Origin of the sequence: uncultured Algibacter sp., assembly GCF_947495925.1 — a bacterium.
GTDB lineage: Bacteria > Bacteroidota > Bacteroidia > Flavobacteriales > Flavobacteriaceae > Algibacter_E.
Window position 1 is genome coordinate 368763 of the sequence record NZ_CANMAU010000003.1, and the last position, 19457, is coordinate 388219.

Annotated in this window: 15 protein-coding genes; 10 read left to right on the plus strand and 5 right to left on the minus strand. The window is 34.0% G+C overall.

Features of this window, described 5'->3' with window-relative positions:
* Positions 1–12 precede the first annotated feature (12 nt).
* Entirely contained in the window at positions 13–1305 is a 1293-nt protein-coding gene (pabB, locus tag Q0857_RS07960) for an aminodeoxychorismate synthase component I (protein ID WP_298533606.1), read from the plus strand.
* On the opposite strand, the gene Q0857_RS07965 is transcribed toward pabB, so the two are convergent.
* On the minus strand, positions 1302–1994 hold the full coding sequence (locus Q0857_RS07965) for a hypothetical protein (RefSeq protein WP_298533607.1): 693 nt from the start codon (positions 1992–1994) through the stop codon (positions 1302–1304). The two genes, pabB and Q0857_RS07965, sit on opposite strands and share 4 nt — an antisense overlap.
* 111 nt (positions 1995–2105) lie before the next feature.
* Between Q0857_RS07965 and tilS the strand changes: the two genes are divergently transcribed.
* On the plus strand, positions 2106–3416 hold the full coding sequence (tilS, locus tag Q0857_RS07970) for a tRNA lysidine(34) synthetase TilS (protein ID WP_298533609.1): 1311 nt from the start codon (positions 2106–2108) through the stop codon (positions 3414–3416).
* 46 nt (positions 3417–3462) lie between these two features.
* Positions 3463–5085, plus strand: coding sequence for an adenine deaminase (ade, locus tag Q0857_RS07975; protein ID WP_298533611.1), 1623 nt, complete (start codon positions 3463–3465; stop codon positions 5083–5085).
* Positions 5086–5122: 37 nt separating this feature from the next.
* On the opposite strand, the gene Q0857_RS07980 is transcribed toward ade, so the two are convergent.
* The gene (locus Q0857_RS07980) at positions 5123–6397 is read right to left on the minus strand and encodes a family 43 glycosylhydrolase (protein WP_298533612.1); all 1275 of its coding nucleotides are present in this window, start codon (positions 6395–6397) and stop codon (positions 5123–5125) included.
* Positions 6398–6555: 158 nt separating this feature from the next.
* On the opposite strand from Q0857_RS07980, the gene Q0857_RS07985 reads away from it, so the two are divergent.
* The gene (locus Q0857_RS07985; RefSeq protein ID WP_298533614.1) at positions 6556–7515 is read left to right on the plus strand and encodes an alpha/beta fold hydrolase; all 960 of its coding nucleotides are present in this window, start codon (positions 6556–6558) and stop codon (positions 7513–7515) included.
* Here Q0857_RS07985 and Q0857_RS07990 read toward each other — a convergent pair.
* Entirely contained in the window at positions 7512–8981 is a 1470-nt protein-coding gene (locus Q0857_RS07990) for a DASS family sodium-coupled anion symporter (protein ID WP_298533615.1), read from the minus strand. The genes Q0857_RS07985 and Q0857_RS07990 overlap by 4 nt on opposite strands.
* 128 nt (positions 8982–9109) lie before the next feature.
* Here Q0857_RS07990 and Q0857_RS07995 point away from each other — a divergent pair, with 128 nt between their 5' ends.
* The 4 genes from Q0857_RS07995 to Q0857_RS08010 all read left to right on the plus strand — a co-directional run bounded on the left by Q0857_RS07995 (position 9110) and on the right by Q0857_RS08010 (position 13502).
* A complete protein-coding gene (locus Q0857_RS07995) occupies positions 9110–9571 on the plus strand; it encodes a (2Fe-2S)-binding protein (RefSeq protein WP_298533616.1) in 462 nt (153 codons plus the stop codon).
* 20 nt (positions 9572–9591) lie between these two features.
* A complete protein-coding gene (locus Q0857_RS08000; RefSeq protein ID WP_298533617.1) occupies positions 9592–11811 on the plus strand; it encodes a molybdopterin cofactor-binding domain-containing protein in 2220 nt (739 codons plus the stop codon).
* A gap of 63 nt (positions 11812–11874) precedes the next feature.
* Positions 11875–12900: an XdhC family protein gene (locus Q0857_RS08005; protein ID WP_298533618.1), complete on the plus strand. Its 1026-nt coding sequence runs from the start codon at positions 11875–11877 to the stop codon at positions 12898–12900.
* Positions 12897–13502: a nucleotidyltransferase family protein gene (locus Q0857_RS08010; RefSeq protein ID WP_298533620.1), complete on the plus strand. Its 606-nt coding sequence runs from the start codon at positions 12897–12899 to the stop codon at positions 13500–13502. The genes Q0857_RS08005 and Q0857_RS08010 overlap by 4 nt, the downstream gene beginning before the upstream one ends.
* Before the next feature lie 32 nt (positions 13503–13534).
* On the opposite strand, the gene Q0857_RS08015 is transcribed toward Q0857_RS08010, so the two are convergent.
* Together Q0857_RS08015 and Q0857_RS08020 are read right to left on the minus strand one after the other, a co-directional pair.
* Positions 13535–14425, minus strand: a complete 891-nt coding sequence (locus Q0857_RS08015) for a hypothetical protein (RefSeq protein WP_298533621.1) — start codon at positions 14423–14425, stop codon at positions 13535–13537.
* Positions 14426–14457: 32 nt separating this feature from the next.
* The gene (locus tag Q0857_RS08020; protein ID WP_298533623.1) at positions 14458–15174 is read right to left on the minus strand and encodes a hypothetical protein; all 717 of its coding nucleotides are present in this window, start codon (positions 15172–15174) and stop codon (positions 14458–14460) included.
* Positions 15175–15374: 200 nt separating this feature from the next.
* Here Q0857_RS08020 and Q0857_RS08025 point away from each other — a divergent pair, with 200 nt between their 5' ends.
* Positions 15375–16955, plus strand: a complete 1581-nt coding sequence (locus Q0857_RS08025) for a tetratricopeptide repeat protein (protein WP_298533625.1) — start codon at positions 15375–15377, stop codon at positions 16953–16955.
* Positions 16956–17053: 98 nt separating this feature from the next.
* A complete protein-coding gene (locus Q0857_RS08030; protein WP_298533627.1) occupies positions 17054–19348 on the plus strand; it encodes an FdhF/YdeP family oxidoreductase in 2295 nt (764 codons plus the stop codon).
* The last annotated feature ends 109 nt before the right edge of the window (positions 19349–19457 follow it).

Sequence of the window (19457 nt, forward strand, 5' to 3'; positions counted from 1 at the left end):
TATTATTTTCTATTGAGAACCACTCGTATTCATAAATTACAAGACGTTGCAAAGTTTAAGAATAAGCTCTTAACTTGGGCGCAACAGTTTGATGATGTGGTTTGGTTAGACTCTAATAATTATAAGCAAAATTACGCGAGTTATGATGCCGTTCTTGCTGTTGATGCCTTTACAAGTATTAGAACCGATTTTAAACAAGGGTTTGAAAAATTAAAAGAATATCAGACTTATTGTAACGATTGGGTGTTTGGGTATTTATCTTATGATTTAAAGAATGACGTTGAAGCTTTAAACTCTAAAAACATGGATGGTTTAGGCTTTTCAGACTTATGTTTTTTTCAGCCCAAACGCCTATTTTTAATAAAGGGGAATCAGTTAGAGCTAAATTATTTAAATGCTGTTTCAGATGAAATTAGTGACGATTTACACGCCGTTGAACACGTTAGAGAAGCACCACGAGGCACTGTACAAAAAGATATAAGAATAAAACTTCGCATTCATAAAGACGATTATTTTGAAAAAGTAGAGTATATGTTGGAACGTATTCATAGAGGTGATATTTACGAAGCTAATTTTTGCCAAGAGTTTTATGCTGAGGATACTCAAATTAACCCTTTAGAAACGTATCAAAAACTGAATAGCATATCGAAGCCTCCGTTTGCGGCCTTTGTTAAAATTGATGATAAATATATATTGAGTTCGTCGCCAGAACGTTACATTAAGAAAGCAGGGAGTCATATAATTTCTCAACCTATAAAAGGTACCGCTAAGCGCGCTATGAATCCGGATGTTGATCGAGATTTAATGATTAGTTTGAAAAACGATAAAAAGGAGCGAAGCGAAAATATTATGATAGTTGATTTGGTTCGTAACGATTTGTCTAAAACCGCCCTAAAAGGCAGTGTGCAAGTTGAAGAACTCTGCGAAATATATACTTTTGATCAGGTACATCAAATGATTTCAACAGTTACATCCAAAGTTAGCTCTGAAACGCATCCTGTTGATATTATAAAAAGTACATTCCCTATGGGAAGCATGACGGGAGCTCCTAAAATTTCGGCAATGAAAATTATTGAAAGCCTTGAAGAGTCTAAGCGTGGGGTGTATTCTGGTGCGATTGGTTATTTTGCGCCCTCAGGAGATTTTGACTTTAACGTGGTTATTCGAAGTATTCTTTATAATCAAACAAAAAAATATGTGTCATATTCGGTAGGCGGAGCTATTACAGCAAAAAGCGACGCGCTTAAAGAATATGAAGAGTGCCTAGTAAAGGCCAAAGCGATGCGTATGGTTTTGGAGAACTAAATAAGGTGTTCCTTAAAATCTTCAATTGCCAGTTCTAATACGCGTTCTACACGTTTTACTTCGATGTTTTTTACTAGTGCAATGTCTTGAAAAGATAACTTTCCAAAAACAAATAAGTCTACAATATCTGAAACCCTTAGCGGTAACCAGGTATAGTATTTTCCTAATAAATGTTTATTGCGTTTGGTGGAAATATCAGAGATTTCAAAAGTGTTCTGTAACGACATATTGTTATCATCATAAACAAAAACATGCTTTTCTTCTTGGTCTTGATGATATGATATATCGCTTAATTCATCATGCATTATCAAATCATAATCTTCGTCTACAGTAAATTGTTCTTCCAAGCCACCAAGTTCGTCCTTCAAAATAGAATCTGTACTCACAGTTTTTTGATGGAATGCTTCTTTTTTAAACAAATCATCTAAATCGGTATCAACTATTTTGAAAAGTTCAATTTTAATATAAGCGGCATCTGCCTCAATATCATAACCTTTTTCATAAAACTTGGCAATGCCTTCATCAATAAGGTCATTGGATTTATACATGTTTTTAGGGATAATTTTAGTAGACTCCGCAATGTATAATCTATGTTTAGTATATGCCTGTAAATGTTGAGTTACCGATACAACTTTGTTATTAAATGCTGTTTGGGTCGCTTTATCGTTTAATTTTTCAAGAGAACACATAGCAAACGGTTTTAAAATTAATACTTTAAAAATACGAAATACCTAGTTTTAACTTATGACATATATCATTTGATAGTATGTTTAAATAGTCAAAGTTGTATCTTTGAAAGCATGTTAAATCAATTCAAAACACATATTCAAAGTCACCTTTCCTTTTTAAATCAAGGTAAATTACTTATTGCTATTTCTGGCGGTATAGATAGTGTGGTTTTAACCCATTTATGCCATCAATTAGATTTGGATATCGCCTTGGCGCATTGTAATTTTAATTTGAGAGGTACTGAAAGTGATACCGACGAAGATTTTGTTTTACAGCTGGCAGATAGCCTAAATCTGGAGTTGTTTGTGCAACATTTTGATACTGAACAGTACGCCGCAGAGCATAAATGTTCTATTCAAATGGCGGCTCGCGAATTGAGATATAGTTGGTTTAATGATTTATCAGAACAGTTGGGTTTTGGTTATATTTTAACAGCTCACCATGCAGATGATAATTTAGAAACTTTTCTAATTAATTTCACCAGAGGAACTGGTTTGGAAGGTTTAACGGGTATTCCAGAAATTAATGATGTATTTATACGACCGCTATTGCCGTTTTCTAGTCATAATATTGAATGTTTTGCAATAGAGCAACGCATAAAATGGAGAGAGGATAGCAGTAATCAATCTGTTAAGTATTTGCGTAATAAACTACGACATGAAGTTGTTCCTATTTTGAAAGAAATAAATCCTAATTTGTTATCTAGCTTTCAATCTACTTTAAGCAATTTAAACGATACTGCCGATATTGTAGAAGAAAGCTCTAATGCGGTTTTAAAAAGAGCTATTGAAACCATCGATGATGATCATATAGCGTTTAAAATTTCTGAATTTAAAAAAGTGAATAACCCTAAAGCCTACTTATATGAAGTTTTTAAGGATTATGGTTTTACCGAGTGGAATGATGTTGAAGATTTATTGGATGCTGAAACGGGAAAGCAAGTACATTCTTCAACACATCGATTAATTAAAAACAGAGCGCATTTACTTTTAAGTGAAATATGTGAGGAAGTATTTAAGGAGGTTTTAGTTTTAGCAGATGAAAAGGAAGTTCAAACGACATTTGGGACTTTGTTTTTTGATGAGGCCGATGCCCTTTTTGATAAACAGACTAACGTGATTTTTGTAGACAAGGATAAATTGAAGTTTCCATTAACTATTAGAAAACATAAGGAAGGCGATGTGTTTTATCCTTTGGGAATGACGGGGAAAAAGAAAATTAGTAAGTATTTTAAGGATGAAAAGCTCTCCTTGCTAGAAAAAGAAAAGACGTGGTTACTTTGCTCAGGTAATACCATCATTTGGGTGATTAATAGAAGAGCAGATAACAGGTTCAGGGTTACTGAAAACACCAAAAACATTTTAAAAATCAAATTAAAATAATGTTGCATTCTCTTTAAACTAAGAATGTATAGAACAGAATATCAAATTGAAACTTCAAGGACAAATAGTAGATATCGAGAACAAGCGCATTTTTAAAGGAGAAATAACTTTTAAGAATGGAAAGATAAGTTCTATTACTGAGCAAATGCACGATGTAAATCATTATATCCTTCCAGGTTTTATTGATGCCCATATTCATATAGAAAGTTCCATGCTTGTACCATCTGAATTTGCTAGGATAGCGGTTAAACATGGCACAGTAGCTACGGTTTCCGATCCGCATGAGATAGCTAATGTTTTAGGTATTTCTGGTGTGGAGTTTATGATTGAAAATGGTAAGAAAGTCCCGTTAAAATTTAATTTTGGAGCACCGTCTTGTGTGCCAGCTACGAATTTTGAGTCGGCGGGAGCTATTATAGATTCGAAAGGCATTAAGTCACTTCTTGAAAATCCTGACATTAAGTATTTAGCAGAAATGATGAATTACCCAGGAGTACTTTTTGATGATAATGAAGTTTTAAGAAAGTTAAAATGGGCGCAACATTATAATAAGCCAATTGATGGGCATGCTCCTGGTTTACGAGGAAATGATGTTACTAAATATATTGCAGCTGGTATTTCAACAGACCATGAATGCTTTACCCAAGAAGAAGCTTTAGAAAAGCTTAAAAAGGGGATGAAAATATTAATTCGAGAAGGGAGTGCTGCAAAAAACTTTGATGCTTTAATTGATTTGTTGCCTGAGCATTTTGAAAATTTGATGTTCTGTAGTGATGATAAACACCCTGATGATTTATTGGTTGGGCATATGAATCAGCTATGTATGCGAGCTGCGGCTAAAGGCATTGATGTTTTTAAAATATTACAAGTAGCCTGTGTTAACCCAGTTAGACATTATAATTTAGAGGTAGGTTTATTGCAAGTAGGAGATGCTGCAGATTGTATTGTTGTTGAAAATTTAAAGGATTTCAAGACCCTACAGACCTATATAAATGGTGAATTGGTTTATCATCATGGTGAATCTTTAATAGAATCAATAAAATTTGAAAAACCTAATAATTTTAATTGTGATAAAAAAGATGTTTTAGATTTTAAAGTAGCATCCTCGGCAAAACAAATTAGAGTTATTGAAGCTTTAGAAGGGCAGTTAGTAACCAATGAAATTATTGAAGAGGCTAAAATTGAAAATGGGAATCTTGTTTCGAATGTTGAAAAAGACGTTTTGAAAATGACCGTGGTTAATAGATATCAAAATGAAAAACCGGCCATAGCTTTTATAAAGAATTTCGGTTTAAAAGAAGGAGCTATCGCATCATCAGTGGGTCACGATTCTCATAATATTATAGCCGTTGGTACTACCGATGAAGCTATTTGTAAGGCTGTTAATTTAATTATTGAGAGTAAAGGCGGTATCTGCGCAGTTTCCAGTTTAGAAAATAAAATAGTATCTCTTCCGGTAGCCGGCATTATGAGTGATAAAGATGGCAAGACTATAGGCGACCAATACGCTGAACTTGATAAAAATGCCAAAGCACTGGGAAGTCAGTTATATGCGCCTTACATGACGTTGTCTTTCATGGCTTTACTCGTAATTCCTTCTCTTAAACTAAGTGATAAGGGCTTATTTGATGGAACTCATTTTAAGTTTACTTCATTAGAGAACCATTAGAAATTACCTATAGCCGGACTTGTTTTAAGTATTGCGTTTAATTTTGTAGCGCAGAATTTTGTTTTTCTATGCGCTCTAATTGCTTTTTACTTAAACGGCGTTTAAAATAATCTTCTGGAGTATATTTTACACGTGGTTCTTTCATTTCAGGATCATTTAAATCTTTGCTTAAATCGCAATCAAAACGTGTTAAAATGGAATGAAAAGTATCCCATCCATTAACACCAATAAAATGTGCCATGCCCCAGGTAATGCCTCTACCATCTTTAGTGTCTGTAAAAGCATCAGGAACAAAAGGAGCTGCAGCATAAGGCATCATTTCGGTTATTGAGGCTATTTCAAAATTAACACCATCTTTTGCAAACTGTATGGTATTATGTTCATTTCCATCTTTATAGACTAAAGCAGCAATACCATCTTCAAAAGGAAAAAGTGAAGTTTCATGACCTGATGAAATAACCGGATTTAAGGGGTGTTTTGTAAATGGCCCTAATGGGTTGTCGGCAGTTGCTAATCCTTGCATTCTTATCCAATGACCTGGCTCTCCAAAATCAGATTTATAATATAGATAGATTTTACCATTATGTACCAATGGGTAGGGATCGTGAATTGAGAATTGATCCCATTCACCTTCGTCTCCGTTTGGAATGACAATCTTATTATAAGGGGTCCATGGGCCATCAGGAGAATCTGCATAAGAAACAGCTACAGGACAATCGTCACCACGTTTTCCACTGGCTTCCATAAAACCTTGGTAGTATAAATAATATTTGCCTTTCCATTCTAGTATGTCTGTAGTAGTTACAGAGCGCCAACCAACAATAGGTTTTTCAGGTCGTTTAATAGCAACGCCTTGTTCATCCCAATTAAATCCATCTGTACTTGTTGCGTACCAGATTTCAGCTAAATCCCAATCAGATGAAGGAATCGTATCATTAGATTTTGCTGCGCCTTGCGGAGGAGTTGGTGTATTTCTATAGGTGTACCAAACATAATATTTATCATCATATCTAATCACTTTTGATGGGTCTCTGCGAGAAATGGTGCCATCATGATTATTATAATCAAAACCTTTGACATCAGTATACTTAAACTGCGAAAATAGCTCGTTTTTTTGTGGCTGGTTAGCTGGGTAAGCATCATAAAGTCTTTCAATTGCTCTACTTAATTTGAAATTCGGTTTTTGATCAGGGAGCTTTTGAGGAAAAACTTCATTCTTTTTAGTTTCTTCTGACGGCGTTTGAATTTTATCCGCACAACTAACCCCAGTTAACACTAAGAAAAGAAAACATAGTATATTTTTGGTAGTCATAATAGTTTAAATAAATAGTTTATTAGTATAATTTCATGCTAAGATAGTTTAAAAAGTAAATCTTTTTAAAATCCTTTTTAACACGGCTACTCAGAATATTATGTATAAATTTAAACCTGTGAAATTTGAATTATTAATTAAGCCATTTTTAAAGTTAAATGCCTATAGTTAAATCCGCTTACAAACCCCCATTTTATTTCAAAAATGGATTTATTTCAACTGTTTATGCAGGTTTAGTTAGGCGTGTTCATTTAAACCAAGAACGCGAAAGAATTACATTACCCGATGGTGATTTTATGGATTTAGATTGGAGTTATTCCGAAAAGAAAACTAATAAGCTTATTGTTTTGCTTCACGGATTGGAAGGTAATGGCCAACGACCATATATGACAGGGCCTGCAAAACTTTTTAATAAAAATGGTGTGGATGCCGTATGTGTAAATTTTAGAGGCTGTAGTGGTGAAGATAATTTGAAATTTAAAAGTTATCATTCTGGAGCTACTGAAGATTTAGAGGCTGTGATTGAATATGCAATTACTGTTAAAGGATACTCTGAAATTTATCTAAAGGGAATTAGTCTTGGTGCTAATATGATTCTAAAATATTTAGGTGAAAAGCGAAAAGTACCAAATGAAATTAAGGTAGCAGTAACAGTATCGGTACCTTGTTATCTTTTAGGATCTGCTAAAGCTTTATTAACATTCAAGAACCGCCTATATCATGATAGATTTTTAAAACCCTTATTAGCTAGAATTAGTGTTAAGCAAAAAAAATTTCCTGATCAATTAAGCCAACAAGAATTAGATTCTATTAGAACGTTGTTAGATTTTGATGATGTTTACACTGCGAAAGCTCACGGGTTCGAAGATGCTTTGGATTATTATGCTAAGTGTAGTAGTCTGCAATTTTTGCCAAATATTAAGGTGCCTACGTTAATTATAAATGCCTTGAACGATTCATTTTTATCTGCAGAGTGCTATCCAGTTAAAGAGGCAAAAAACAATGCCATGTTATTTTTAGAAATGCCTGAGCATGGTGGACATTCTGGTCTTATTGACAAAAAGAATGTGTACTATAACGAAAGGAGAGCCCTAGAATTTGTAAAAGAAAACACCTAGTTTTTTAAGTTTTCAGGGAAACCTTCAATAACAATATTCCATAATTCGGGGAGTACAAAATACACAAAAAGGGTAAGTATAATTATGGAAACAATATTCATAATAACGCCTTTGCTTACCATGTCTGGAATACGCAAATAACCAGACCCAAAAACAACAGCATTTGGCGGTGTTGCTACAGGTAGCATAAAAGCACAAGAAGCTGCTACGGCAGCGCCAACCATTAAAATAAATGGGTGCATATCAATGGTTAATGCCATGGGAGCAAGAACAGGTAAAAGCATGGCAGTTGTTGCTAGGTTTGAGGTGATTTCTGTTAAAAAGTTAACAGCAGCAATAAGTAGCAGTATCAAAACTATGGTGCTTACTCCCTCTAGCGTGGTCATTTGATTGCCTATCCAAAGTGCTAAACCACTACTTTCAAAACCTTTTGCCAGAGCCATACCGCCACCAAATAACAGAATGATACCCCATGGTAAATTTTTAGTGTCTTTCCAACTCATTAGTTTTTTGTGTTTGGATTTGGAAGGGATTAAAAACAATATTAATGCGAAACCAATAGCAATTATGGTATCATCAATTTGAGGTAGTATTTTTTTAAGCAGAAATGAACGTGTGATCCAACAAAATGCTGTTGCTGCAAATACTATAGCTACTGCTTTTTCTTCGTAGGTCATTTTTCCTAAAGCAGATAACAACCTTTTAATTTCTTGTTTTCCACCAGGAAATTCTTTTTGATTAAAAGTAAATGCGAAAGAGGTTAAATATTTCCAGCAAATAAAAAGTAATAAAACTGAAATAGGAAAACCAAAAATAAACCATTGGGAAAATGTAATTTCATAACCATAGGTTTCCGATACAATTCCGGCTAAAACTAAGTTTGGAGGCGTGCCAATTAAAGTAGCTATTCCTCCAATAGATGCGCTGTATGCTATAGCTAGCATAAGGGCCTTACCGAAAATTAAATTTTCATCTTTTTTTGTTGAGGGATTGTTCTTTAGTTGAGAAATAATAGCTATCCCAATGGGAAGCATCATTACAGAAGTAGCTGTATTAGAAATCCACATAGATAAAAAGGCAGTAGCTATCATAAACCCCAGTATAATGTTCTTTACATTAGAACCAATAAGGTTTATAATGTTCAAAGCCATGCGTTTGTGTAAATTCCATTTTTCAATCGCAATGGCAATAATGAATCCTCCTAAATATAGGAACACAAATTTATGACCAAATGATGCAGTTGTATTTGTAATGTCCAAACTACCAGATAATGGGAATAAAACAATGGGTAAGAGGGCTGTTGCTGCAATAGGAATAGCTTCTGTTATCCACCAAATGGCTATCCATATTGTTGCTGCTAAAACACCATTGGCTGCTTCTGGTAAACCTTCAGGTGAAAAAAATAATCTGATAAGAATATATAACAATGGACCAAGAATAAGTCCAATACGTTTTGTGCTTGTCATGAAGTTCAAGTTTGCTTTCTTGCTCTAACTTACTAAAACAATGTTAAAATAGTTCGAATTCTTTAAGAGAACTTTAATTTTATTGTATTTTCAGAATTATTTATAGTAAACAATTTCAATATAACAATATGCCAACATTCAATTTGAAAATTAATAACGAAACCCATACTGTTGAAGCAGATATGGATACTCCTTTACTATGGGTGCTTAGGGATAAAATTAACCTAGTGGGTACTAAATATGGTTGCGGGATAGGGCAATGCGGTGCTTGTAATATCCATGTGGATGGTAATGTAATGCGTAGTTGTTTGTTACAGGTGTCTCAAGCCGAAGGTATGAGTATAACTACAATTGAAGGACTTTCGGAACACGGAGATCATCCTGTTCAGCAGGCCTGGAAAGAAATTGATGTCCCACAATGTGGGTATTGTCAGGCCGGACAAATTATGACGGCTTCAGCGTTTTTGGATAAGAACCCAAAACCAACAGAATCTCAAATAAGAAATGCTATGCACGGAAATATTTGCAGATGCGCTTCCTATAATAGTATCGAGCAAGCTGTTAAAGTCGCTTCAGAAAAGATGAGTTAATTAACTTATAAATTAAAAAAATGACACCTTCAAAAAAAATAACATTCAGTAGAAGATCGTTCTTAAAATCATCAGCTCTAGCTAGTGGTGGTATGATTATAGGTTTTAACTTGTTCAATGCTTGTAAACCTGAAGCAAAACTTCCTGTAGATTTAAGTCAGTTAAATTATAGTGATTTTAATGCTTTTATTAAAATTTCCGAAGAAGGAAAAGTGACTATTTTTTCACCAAATCCAGAAATTGGTCAAGGTGTAAAAACATCAATGCCAATGATTATTGCAGAGGAACTTGAGGTGGCTTGGGATGATGTGTATGTGGTTCAAGCGCCTTTAGATACCAAAAATTATACCCGGCAGGTAGCAGGAGGTAGTCAGTCAATAAGACATGGTTGGGAAGCCTTACGTCAAACCGGAGCAACGGCTAAACAAATGTTGGTAAATGCAGCCGCGGCAAGATGGGGCATTGAAACTTCAGAATGTAAGGTTAAAGAAGGCGTAATAACAAATACTAAAGATGAAACACTGGGTTATGGCGATGTGGTTTTAGAAGCTGCTTTACTTGAGGTGCCTGAAGAGGTGACTTTAAAAGATCCTAAAGATTTTACAATTATTGGTCAAGGAAAAAGTAATGTTGATATAGATAAAATTATTACAGGCAAACCACTTTATGGTTTAGATTATAAAGAAGAAGGTATGCTTTATGCGGCAGTTTTAAGGCCACCAGCATTTGGTCAGGTATTAGAATCTTTTGATGATTCTGGAGCAAGATCTCTACCAGGTGTCGTTGATGTGATAACCATTGGTGAGAAGTTAAGAGCTTTTAAAGATAGCGGTAAAACAAATTGGTCTATGCAAATGAGTACTACAGATAAAGTAGTGGTTATTGGAAAAACTACTTGGGATGCCATGAAAGGTAAAAAAGCAATTAAAGCTATTTGGAAAAAAGATTCGGAGCTTGAAAGTACAGAAAATCATGATAAAGAATTATTGGATTTATTGGATAGTAAGGATTTGACGACAAAGCGTTCTGATGGTGATGTAAAAAAAGCTTTCGCCGAAGCAGATACGGTTTTAGAGCGGATTTATGAAGCCCCTTTTTTACCACACAATTGTTTAGAGCCTATGAATTTCTTTGCTAATGTGACACCAGAAAAAGTTCATTTAGTAGGGCCAGTCCAAACACCCGCTTCGGCGCAGAAAGTAGTTTCAGAATTACTGGAGCGAGATATTGAAGATGTACATGTGGAAATGACTAGAATGGGAGGTGGTTTTGGAAGACGATTATATGGTGACTTTGTTTATGAGGCCGCAGAAATTTCTAATGTCATTCAAAAACCAATTAAAATGGTTTCTTCGAGAGAAGACGATATGACTACCGGAGTATATAGACCAGCTAGTAAATATAAAATAGCTGCCTCTATAAAAGATGGTAAATTAACGGGGTATCATTTAAAGGAAGCTTGTATTAATGTAAATATGTATGGGTTAATTCCTAACTTTTTTCCGGCGGGAGCTGTTAAAAACTATCAAGTAGATACGGCTAATTATAAAAGCAATATTACTACGGGTGCTTGGAGAGCACCTTATACAAATTTCTTAGCGAGTGCAGAACAAAGTTTTTTTGATGAACTCGCAGAGGTTTTAAATATAGATCGTGTAAAGTTACACATGGATTTGTTGGAAAATGTAAAAAACAATCCCGAACCGAATATTGAATATAGCCCGGAGCGTCTGCAAGGTGTTTTAAAACTGGCTGTTGAAAAATCAAATTGGGGTAAAGCAGCTGATGGCGTTTATCAAGGATTATCGGTTTACTATTGTCATAACACGCATGTTGCAGAAGTAGCAGATGTGATTTTGGAAAATGGTGTTCCAAATGTAAAGAAAGTAACTTGCGCGGTAGATTGTGGTATTGTTATTAATCCACTAGGGGCCATGAATCAAATTAGGGGAGGCGTTCTAGATGGTATAGGTCATGCTATGTATTCTGATTTTGGCTTTAATAATGGAGTGCCTCAATCAAGTAATTTTAACACATACCAGCTTATTCGCATGGGGCAAACTCCAAAGGTGGATGTTCATTTTGTAGAAAGTAATTTGGACCCTACTGGTTTAGGAGAACCTACGTTACCACCTGTTGGTGCCGCGGTTGCAAATGCCATATATAAGGCTACTGGTAAGCGTTTAACTAAACAGCCATATATGAAAAATATGAATGTTGAAGAAAAGGTTTTAGGATAAAATTATACAGACTTATGGTAAAAAGAGCCTTTATTATGAAGGCTTTTTTGTTAGTTTTAGCGTATGACACACGAGTTTAAAAACATTGTCGAAGAAGGAATAAACGGAAAGAAAAAAGGGCTTAAATCTGTTTTAGCTTCAGTAGTTGCATTAGATGGTTCTTCATATCGTAGACCTGGAGTAAGAATGCTTATTTTGGAAAATGATAAGATGATTGGAGCGGTTAGTGGAGGTTGTGTTGAAAAAGAAATTCTACTACAATCCCAAACCGTCTTTGAAACGGGGACGTCGAAATTAATGACATATGATGGTAGGTACCGTTTAGGCTGCGAAGGTGTGTTGTATATACTGCTTGAACCTTTTAACCCAAGCGAAGATTTTGAGGCTGTTTTTTTTAAATGCTTAAAGCAACGACAATCTTTTGAAGTGCTTTCATATTTTGAGAAAGATGAAAGTATGAATTCAAAGTATGGGTCTTTTTTAAAGGTAGGTACACATACTTTTCCTGTTAATTTCTTAAATGATAAAATAGATACAAACTCATTGCTCGTTTTTAAACAAGAAATGCAACCTTGTTTTAAATTATTAATAATTGGAGCAGAACATGACGCGGTTCAATTATGTCAATATGCATTCTTAACAGGGTGGGAGGTTACTATTGTGGCAGGTGCAACAGAGTCAAAATCTATTGAGGATTTTCGAGGAGCGAACATGTTTTATGCTATTACTCCAGAGGCATTAGATACAAATAGTATTGATGGACAAACAGCGGTAGTAATAATGACCCATAATTTTGCTTACGATCTACGCCATTTGGTTGCTCTCAAAAACACAAAACCTAACTACATTGGTTTACTAGGGCCTCGAAGACGTAGAGATGATTTATTAGACCAACTCATAGAATATTGTCCAGAGATTTCAGATGAATTTTTAGAATCTATACATGGTCCTGCAGGACTTAATATAGGATCAGAAACACCTCAAGAAATTGCAGTTTCTATTATTTCAGAAATTTTGGCCTATACACGTCAGCAACACCCCATGTCTTTAAACAAAAAGACTAGTAGTATTCATTCAAAAAGGGATTGAGTCAGATTAACTCAAATATAACCATTGTTATTTTGGCTGCAGGAGCGTCTAGTCGAATGGGGACTCCAAAACAGTTATTATCTTGGGGTGATTCCACATTACTAAAGCATACTATTCAAATAGCAAAAAATGCTGATGTGGATGAAATTGTTGTTGTTCTTGGTGCTCATTGTGAAATAATAGCTCATACTATTGAAGGTCATTCTATTTCTGTGATTGTTAACAAAAATTGGGATAAGGGATTGGGGTCCTCAATTGCCTATGCGGTAAATCATATATTAAGGATTAAAGAAAATGTTGATGGTGTCTTATTTATTCTTGCAGATCAACCTTTTGTTACCACTACTTATTTAAGAAAAATGCTTAATAGTTTCAAACATGGTGAGGCTAAGATTATTGCTTCAGCATATGATAATGGTAAAATTGGAGTACCCGCATTATTAGATAGTAGCTACCTGTCGGAATTAGCTCTTTTGAAAGGAGATTATGGAGCGAAGTTTATTTTAAAAAAACATAAAGACAGTTTGAACCTGCTCTCACCAGATTTTGAAAACATCGATATTGATACAAAAGAGGTTTACAATAGAGTTTTAAAACAATAGGATAATTTTAATTAATCTATGATCTGCGGTTACTATTTTGGTTTCGAATTAATTTTTATTTCATCACCGAGAAAAACTTGAAATTTTGTGGGATTACCGGCTTCATCACCTGTTAATAAGTAGTAAACCATTCCAGCGTCTGATATGTCTGCCCTGTGCTCTTTATGTTTTTTCATGCATGTCCAAATCCATGCTAAATCAGCATTATCATGATTTTCTAACCATTCCCAAACGCTCCAATCATATAATGAACTCCATCCTTCCGTAGGAACGTTTTTATTGTTTTGATCTTTAATTCGTTTAAACTTTAAACGATTACCACTTAGTTTTATAACTTGATCTATAGTGTGATGATTTGGCCGTCTTAAATGATTATCATTATAGTTACTATGCGATATGATATATACATTTGATAAGACTTCAGATTCACCTTTGTCAATCACAAGCTTCACAGCTTGGTAAAGAAATTCCGATGGTCCCATGTTTATAAAAAACAAAGGGTTTTCTTTGGTTGATTTAAGCAATTCCTTTTCAAGGTGTTTAACAGCTTCATTTTTATGAGTACCCACATCGAAAAAAATATCTTTGTTAAACGCCCACCTAGAAATGGATCCATCAACACCTTCTTTCATGTAATTTCTTGTTGTGGTATGTGGGGGAGATGGCATAAAATTGTTATACGAAAAATGCACCAATTGTCCTTGCAGACCTTTTTTGGCAAGCATCGCTAATGCTGCTGGAGTGGCTCCCCAATCATCAGGATCTGCATAATTATATTTGCCTTTATAATTTAAATCTGGTTGAGCATTACCATCGGCACTGCAAGCTATCCGGTTATTATTATAATTAAAATCTTGAGACTTAATAATATTGGGCATAATTATGGCAATTATGACAAGAATTTTAGCAAAACTGCTTTTCATCTGTAGTAATTTTAAAGTCGAATATGCTTTTTTTAATCGCAATTTAACGTTTCTCCTTGATTTCTAGATGCTTCTTGGGCATCATCATCAGTTATTCCCGATGAAAGTACAAGTCGATCTAATTGAAAATACTCTGATCTAGCACAAATTTTAAGGGTATATTCTCCTGCTGCAGGAAATTTTGCTGTAAGCCAAGAACTCGCTTTTGGATTATGAAGATCAAGTACACCTCCATATGCGAATTCCTCTTTCCCTCTACTTACAAATTTTTCATAATGCTCTAAATTAAGGTCTGCGTTGTTAACCCAAGCGTAACCAACATTATCAGATAAATAAATCCAAGCATCATTAGATTTATCACCCTCAGCTTCATCGGGTTGACGCATAAACCATCTAACACGGTAATGTGATGCTTTATCAACCGTAAATTTTACTGTAATCTCGTTAGATAGGTTTTGATTATTATAACTATTAGGTCCATAATATTCAATATACTTCCCTCCAGACGCTTTTTCATCTTCTTTTATTCTCCATTGTCCTTTAAGTTCAAAATTTTCAGCTTCAATAATAATCAACCCGTCCAAATTTGTGATTTTACATTCCTCGGCGTTATTCTTTTCTTCAGTTTCAGTTTCAGTTTCTGTTTTTTCGATTGGAGATTCTTTAGTGGTTATTTCTGGTTCGGTGTTATCACTTGAACAGGAAATAAATAGTAGGAGTAAAAGAAAAGTAATATAAAAATTCTTCATTAGTAAAGATTTAAATGTTTTAGATTATACTGTGTTATTAAGATTTTAAATTTCTGCTAAACTACTAGAATTGACATTTATAAAGGTTCAATAAGACTTAGCAATAACTTTACTGTTAGATAAAATATGCTAATAATAGTTTTACTAAAATCATGTTTTATATTTTTGAAAAACTTATCAAAATCATTGAATAGCTTAACATGAAAAGAGATATGCCTTTTTTTTTAATGCTTTTTTTGCTTGTAATAAATGCTTTTGGCGTAACTAAAAACAACTTTACTAGTCAATATTCTTTTCAGAATTTGAGTGCTGTTATTTTAATACAAAATCAACTACAAAAAACTACTAATAATACCATGGATACATTAGCCATGATTAATAATCATTTAAAACTGGCTGATGAAAACAAAAACAAAGGTTCTTATTCTCTTTCTTATGATCATTTATGGGATGCTCTGCTATTGGCAAATGCGTCTAATAATTACTTAAAGCTTAGTTCTATTCATGACGAATTGGGTTTGCTTTATAGTATATATATAAAAGAGGAAAAAGCGATTAAGCATAAAAAACTTAGTTTATTTTACGCAAAGCAAACAGACAAATCAAGTCATAATTATGAAGGAAATCTTACAAGAGCTTATTATGGTTTGGCCATACAGTATCGTAAAGCAAAGCAATATGATAAAAGTTTGATATATCTTGATTCTTGCTTATTTATAAAGAAAAATATATCATCGGGAATGAATAACCCTTATGTGTATGCAGAAAAAGCTAATATATTTTTAATAACTAATCAACTAGAAAAGTCTGAGAAGATTTTATTGAAAGTAGCTAAATCTTTTGAAGCGGATAAAAAGTCTTTTTTGGTTGTGGTGTATTCTTTTCTAGGAGATCTATATTATAAGAAAAATGATCTAGAAAAAGCTGAGTCGTATTATAAAGAGAGTTTAGAAATTATGGCGATTTTCGAATCTCATACTGATTTGAAAGCCGACATTTTAAAGAAAATATCGGAATTATATAAACGAAAAGGGCATATAAGTGATGCTTATTTTTACTTAAACGAATCCATAAAAGTGTCAGATAGTCTTTTTAGTATTCGCAGTAAAAATAATAATGAACTTTTTGAAATAAAGGACAGGTATAAGGAGGCAATTGCAAAGAAGGATGCTTATATAAATAAACAAGAAAGTATTATTAAAACGAAAAACCTTGTTCAGTCAAGGCTCATCATTAGTATTGCTTTTATTTTGTTTACCGTAGTTATATTGTTGATTGTTTATTATCAACTTAATAAAATGCGCAAACTTAAAGTTGAAAAAGAGAATATTGAGTTAAAAACAAAAAATGATAAGGAAAAGCTTAATATTATTCTAGAGACAAAAAGCAAAGAACTCACCGTTTCAGCCTTACAACTAATTGAGAAAGATAAAAAAGTAGATAAGTTACTAGACATTTTAAAAGATGAAGCGCCTGGTAATATATATAAAAAGGTGAAAAAAGAAGTAACACGAGGTAATAATGATATGTGGGAGCGATTTAATGTGCGTTTCACTGAAGTAAATACAGATTTTTACAATCGCTTAAGAGAAAAGCACAAGACATTAACTCCAACAGAGCAAAAGCATTGTGCATTAATTAAGTTGAATTTTGACAGTAAAGAAATGGCTGGGTTATTGAGTATATCAATAAATAGTGTACATATATCCAGGCATAGAATAAGAAAAAAAATGGGTTTGAAACGGGATGAAAGCCTGAGCAACTATATTGCAAATATTTAAATACTATTTCCAAAATATTATAAATGATTTAATGAAGCTGTTATTCAAGGAAGTGAATGCCACCTTGAATTTGGCTTAGCATTTATTATATTTGGCAAATGAGCAAAACACCTATTGACAAAGCATTAACACCTGAAAAGTTTGAGAGTTTGAAGATTAAAACTCCACCTACAAATTCTGCAGGTATAGGAGGTTTAGTAGCAGCGACTTCGCATGCTTTTAAATATATTAAACCCAGTAATATCCTAAAAATTTCTACTAATTTAAACCAAAAAGGTGGTTTTGATTGTCCGGGTTGTGCATGGCCAGATCCAGATGACGAGCGTTCAATATTAGGAGAGTATTGTGAAAATGGTTTGAAAGCCATGTCTGAGGAAATGCAAAATAAACTTATTAATCGAGAGTTTTTTGCACAACATTCTGTGGATGAATTAGGAGGATTATCCGATTTTGAAATAGGTAAATCTGGCAGACTTGCAGAGCCCATGTATTTACCGAAGGGAGCTTCGAATTATGAGCCCATTTCATGGGAAGATGCTTTTAAAAAAGTAGGAGCGCATTTGAACGCTTTGGGTAATCCTGATGAAGCTGCATTTTATACTTCGGGAAGAACAACTAATGAGGCCGCTTTTTTATATCAGTTATTTGTACGAGAATTTGGTACAGCAAATTTACCAGACTGCTCTAATATGTGTCATGAAGCCAGTGGAAGCGCACTTTCTGAAACTTTAGGTATTGGTAAAGGTTCTGTGACTTTAAAGGACTTATACAAGGCCGATTTGGTTATGATTATTGGTCAGAATCCAGCCACCAATCACCCAAGGATGTTATCTGCATTAGAAAAAACAAAAAAGAATGGTGGTAAAATAATAGCCATTAATCCGTTGCCAGAAGCTGGACTGATGAAATTTACTGACCCACAAAGTCCAATAAAAATGTTAACTGGAGGAACAAAACTTTCAGATGTTTTTGTGCCTGTAACTATTAACGGTGATGTTGCTTTTTTCAAGGCTATACTATTAAAACTTTTGGCTAAAGAAGAGGAGTTAGGTGATGTTTTTGATAAGGTCTTTATTGAGGAATATACAGATGGTTATGATGCTTTTATTTCAGATTTAAGAATTTATAATTTTGATGAGTGTTTGAAAGCCTCGGGAGTTTCAAAAGAGATTTTTGATCAAGCCTTTGAATTAATTTTAAATAATGATAAGATTATTATTTGTTGGGCAATGGGCTTAACACAGCATGAAAATGCAGTAGATAATATTCGAGAAGTTGTTAATTTATTATTACTAAAAGGAAGTATAGGAAAGGAAGGCGCAGGAACATGTCCTGTTCGCGGCCACTCAAATGTACAAGGCGATAGGACTGTTGGTATTTGGGAGGCGGCTCCTCAAGCGTTTCTAGACAAAATTGAAGCTAAATATGGGTTTAAGCCAACGGTAAAACATGGTTATTCTGTTATAGAAGCCATAAAAGCTATGTATGAAGGAAAAGTAAAGGTGTTTTTTGGAATGGGTGGTAATTTCATTTCAGCTGTCCCAGATACAGTCTATTCCGCGCAAGCTATGGCTAACTGTAATTTAACGGTTCATGTAAGTACTAAGCTTAACCGCTCACATTTGGTAACAGGTAAAGAGGCACTTATATTTCCGTGTTTAGGGAGAGCGGAGAAAGACTACCAAAAAACAGGTGTGCAAACGCAAAGTGTCGAGAATTCTATGGGAGTTGTGTCTTCAACTAAAGGCGTTTTAGAACCTTGTTCTAGTGATTTAATTAGTGAAGTTGCAGTGGTATGTGGAATTGCAAATGCGACTTTGAAAGACCGTTCAAAGATTAATTGGTTAGCTTATAAGGATGATTATGATTTGGTTAGAAATGATATTGCTGAGGTTGTTGACGGATTTACGGATTATAATAAAAAACTTAAGAATCCGTCAGGGTTTTATTTGCCAAACGGAGCACGTATAAGAAAGTTTAAAACCAAAACAGGAAAAGCTAATTTCTCAAAGAATAAGTTGCCAGAATGGACATTAAAAGAAGATGAATTAATCATGATGACCATACGTAGTCACGATCAATTTAATACAACTATTTATGGTTTAGATGATCGCTATAGAGGTGTTTTTAACGAAAGACGTGTCATTTTTATGAATAAGGAAGATATGAAACTACGTAATTTAAAAGAGCATGATGTTGTTAATCTAAAATCTGAATTTAAGGGCGTAATTCGTGAAGCCAATGCATTTAAAGTTGTGGGTTACGATATACCGAAAAACTGTTGCGCAACCTATTTCCCTGAAACGAATGTATTAGTGCCTTTAGATAGTTTTGCCCACACGGCAAAGACTCCGGCGTCAAAGAGTGTTAGAATTACTATTGAGAGTCTTTAGGTATTCAGTAAAATCTAAACCCATTATTTTGTTAATAATCAATTATTCTTATTCCAATTTATCAAATTGACAATAATGACCTTTCTACGTGAAATTCTTCTGAAGAAAT

Bases quoted from the DNA above. Each gene is read 5' to 3' on its own strand.
- Q0857_RS07965 (WP_298533607.1), bottom strand. From the start codon at position 1,994: ATGTGTTCTCTTGAAAAATTAAACGATAAAGCGACCCAAACAGCATTT.
- tilS (WP_298533609.1), top strand. From the start codon at position 2,106: ATGTTAAATCAATTCAAAACACATATTCAAAGTCACCTTTCCTTTTTA.
- Q0857_RS07980 (WP_298533612.1), bottom strand. From the start codon at position 6,397: ATGACTACCAAAAATATACTATGTTTTCTTTTCTTAGTGTTAACTGGG.
- Q0857_RS07985 (WP_298533614.1), top strand. From the start codon at position 6,556: ATGCCTATAGTTAAATCCGCTTACAAACCCCCATTTTATTTCAAAAAT.
- Q0857_RS07990 (WP_298533615.1), bottom strand. From the start codon at position 8,981: ATGACAAGCACAAAACGTATTGGACTTATTCTTGGTCCATTGTTATAT.
- Q0857_RS07995 (WP_298533616.1), top strand. From the start codon at position 9,110: ATGCCAACATTCAATTTGAAAATTAATAACGAAACCCATACTGTTGAA.
- Q0857_RS08000 (WP_298533617.1), top strand. From the start codon at position 9,592: ATGACACCTTCAAAAAAAATAACATTCAGTAGAAGATCGTTCTTAAAA.
- Q0857_RS08005 (WP_298533618.1), top strand. From the start codon at position 11,875: ATGACACACGAGTTTAAAAACATTGTCGAAGAAGGAATAAACGGAAAG.
- Q0857_RS08015 (WP_298533621.1), bottom strand. From the start codon at position 14,425: ATGAAAAGCAGTTTTGCTAAAATTCTTGTCATAATTGCCATAATTATG.
- Q0857_RS08020 (WP_298533623.1), bottom strand. From the start codon at position 15,174: ATGAAGAATTTTTATATTACTTTTCTTTTACTCCTACTATTTATTTCC.
- Q0857_RS08025 (WP_298533625.1), top strand. From the start codon at position 15,375: ATGAAAAGAGATATGCCTTTTTTTTTAATGCTTTTTTTGCTTGTAATA.
- Q0857_RS08030 (WP_298533627.1), top strand. From the start codon at position 17,054: ATGAGCAAAACACCTATTGACAAAGCATTAACACCTGAAAAGTTTGAG.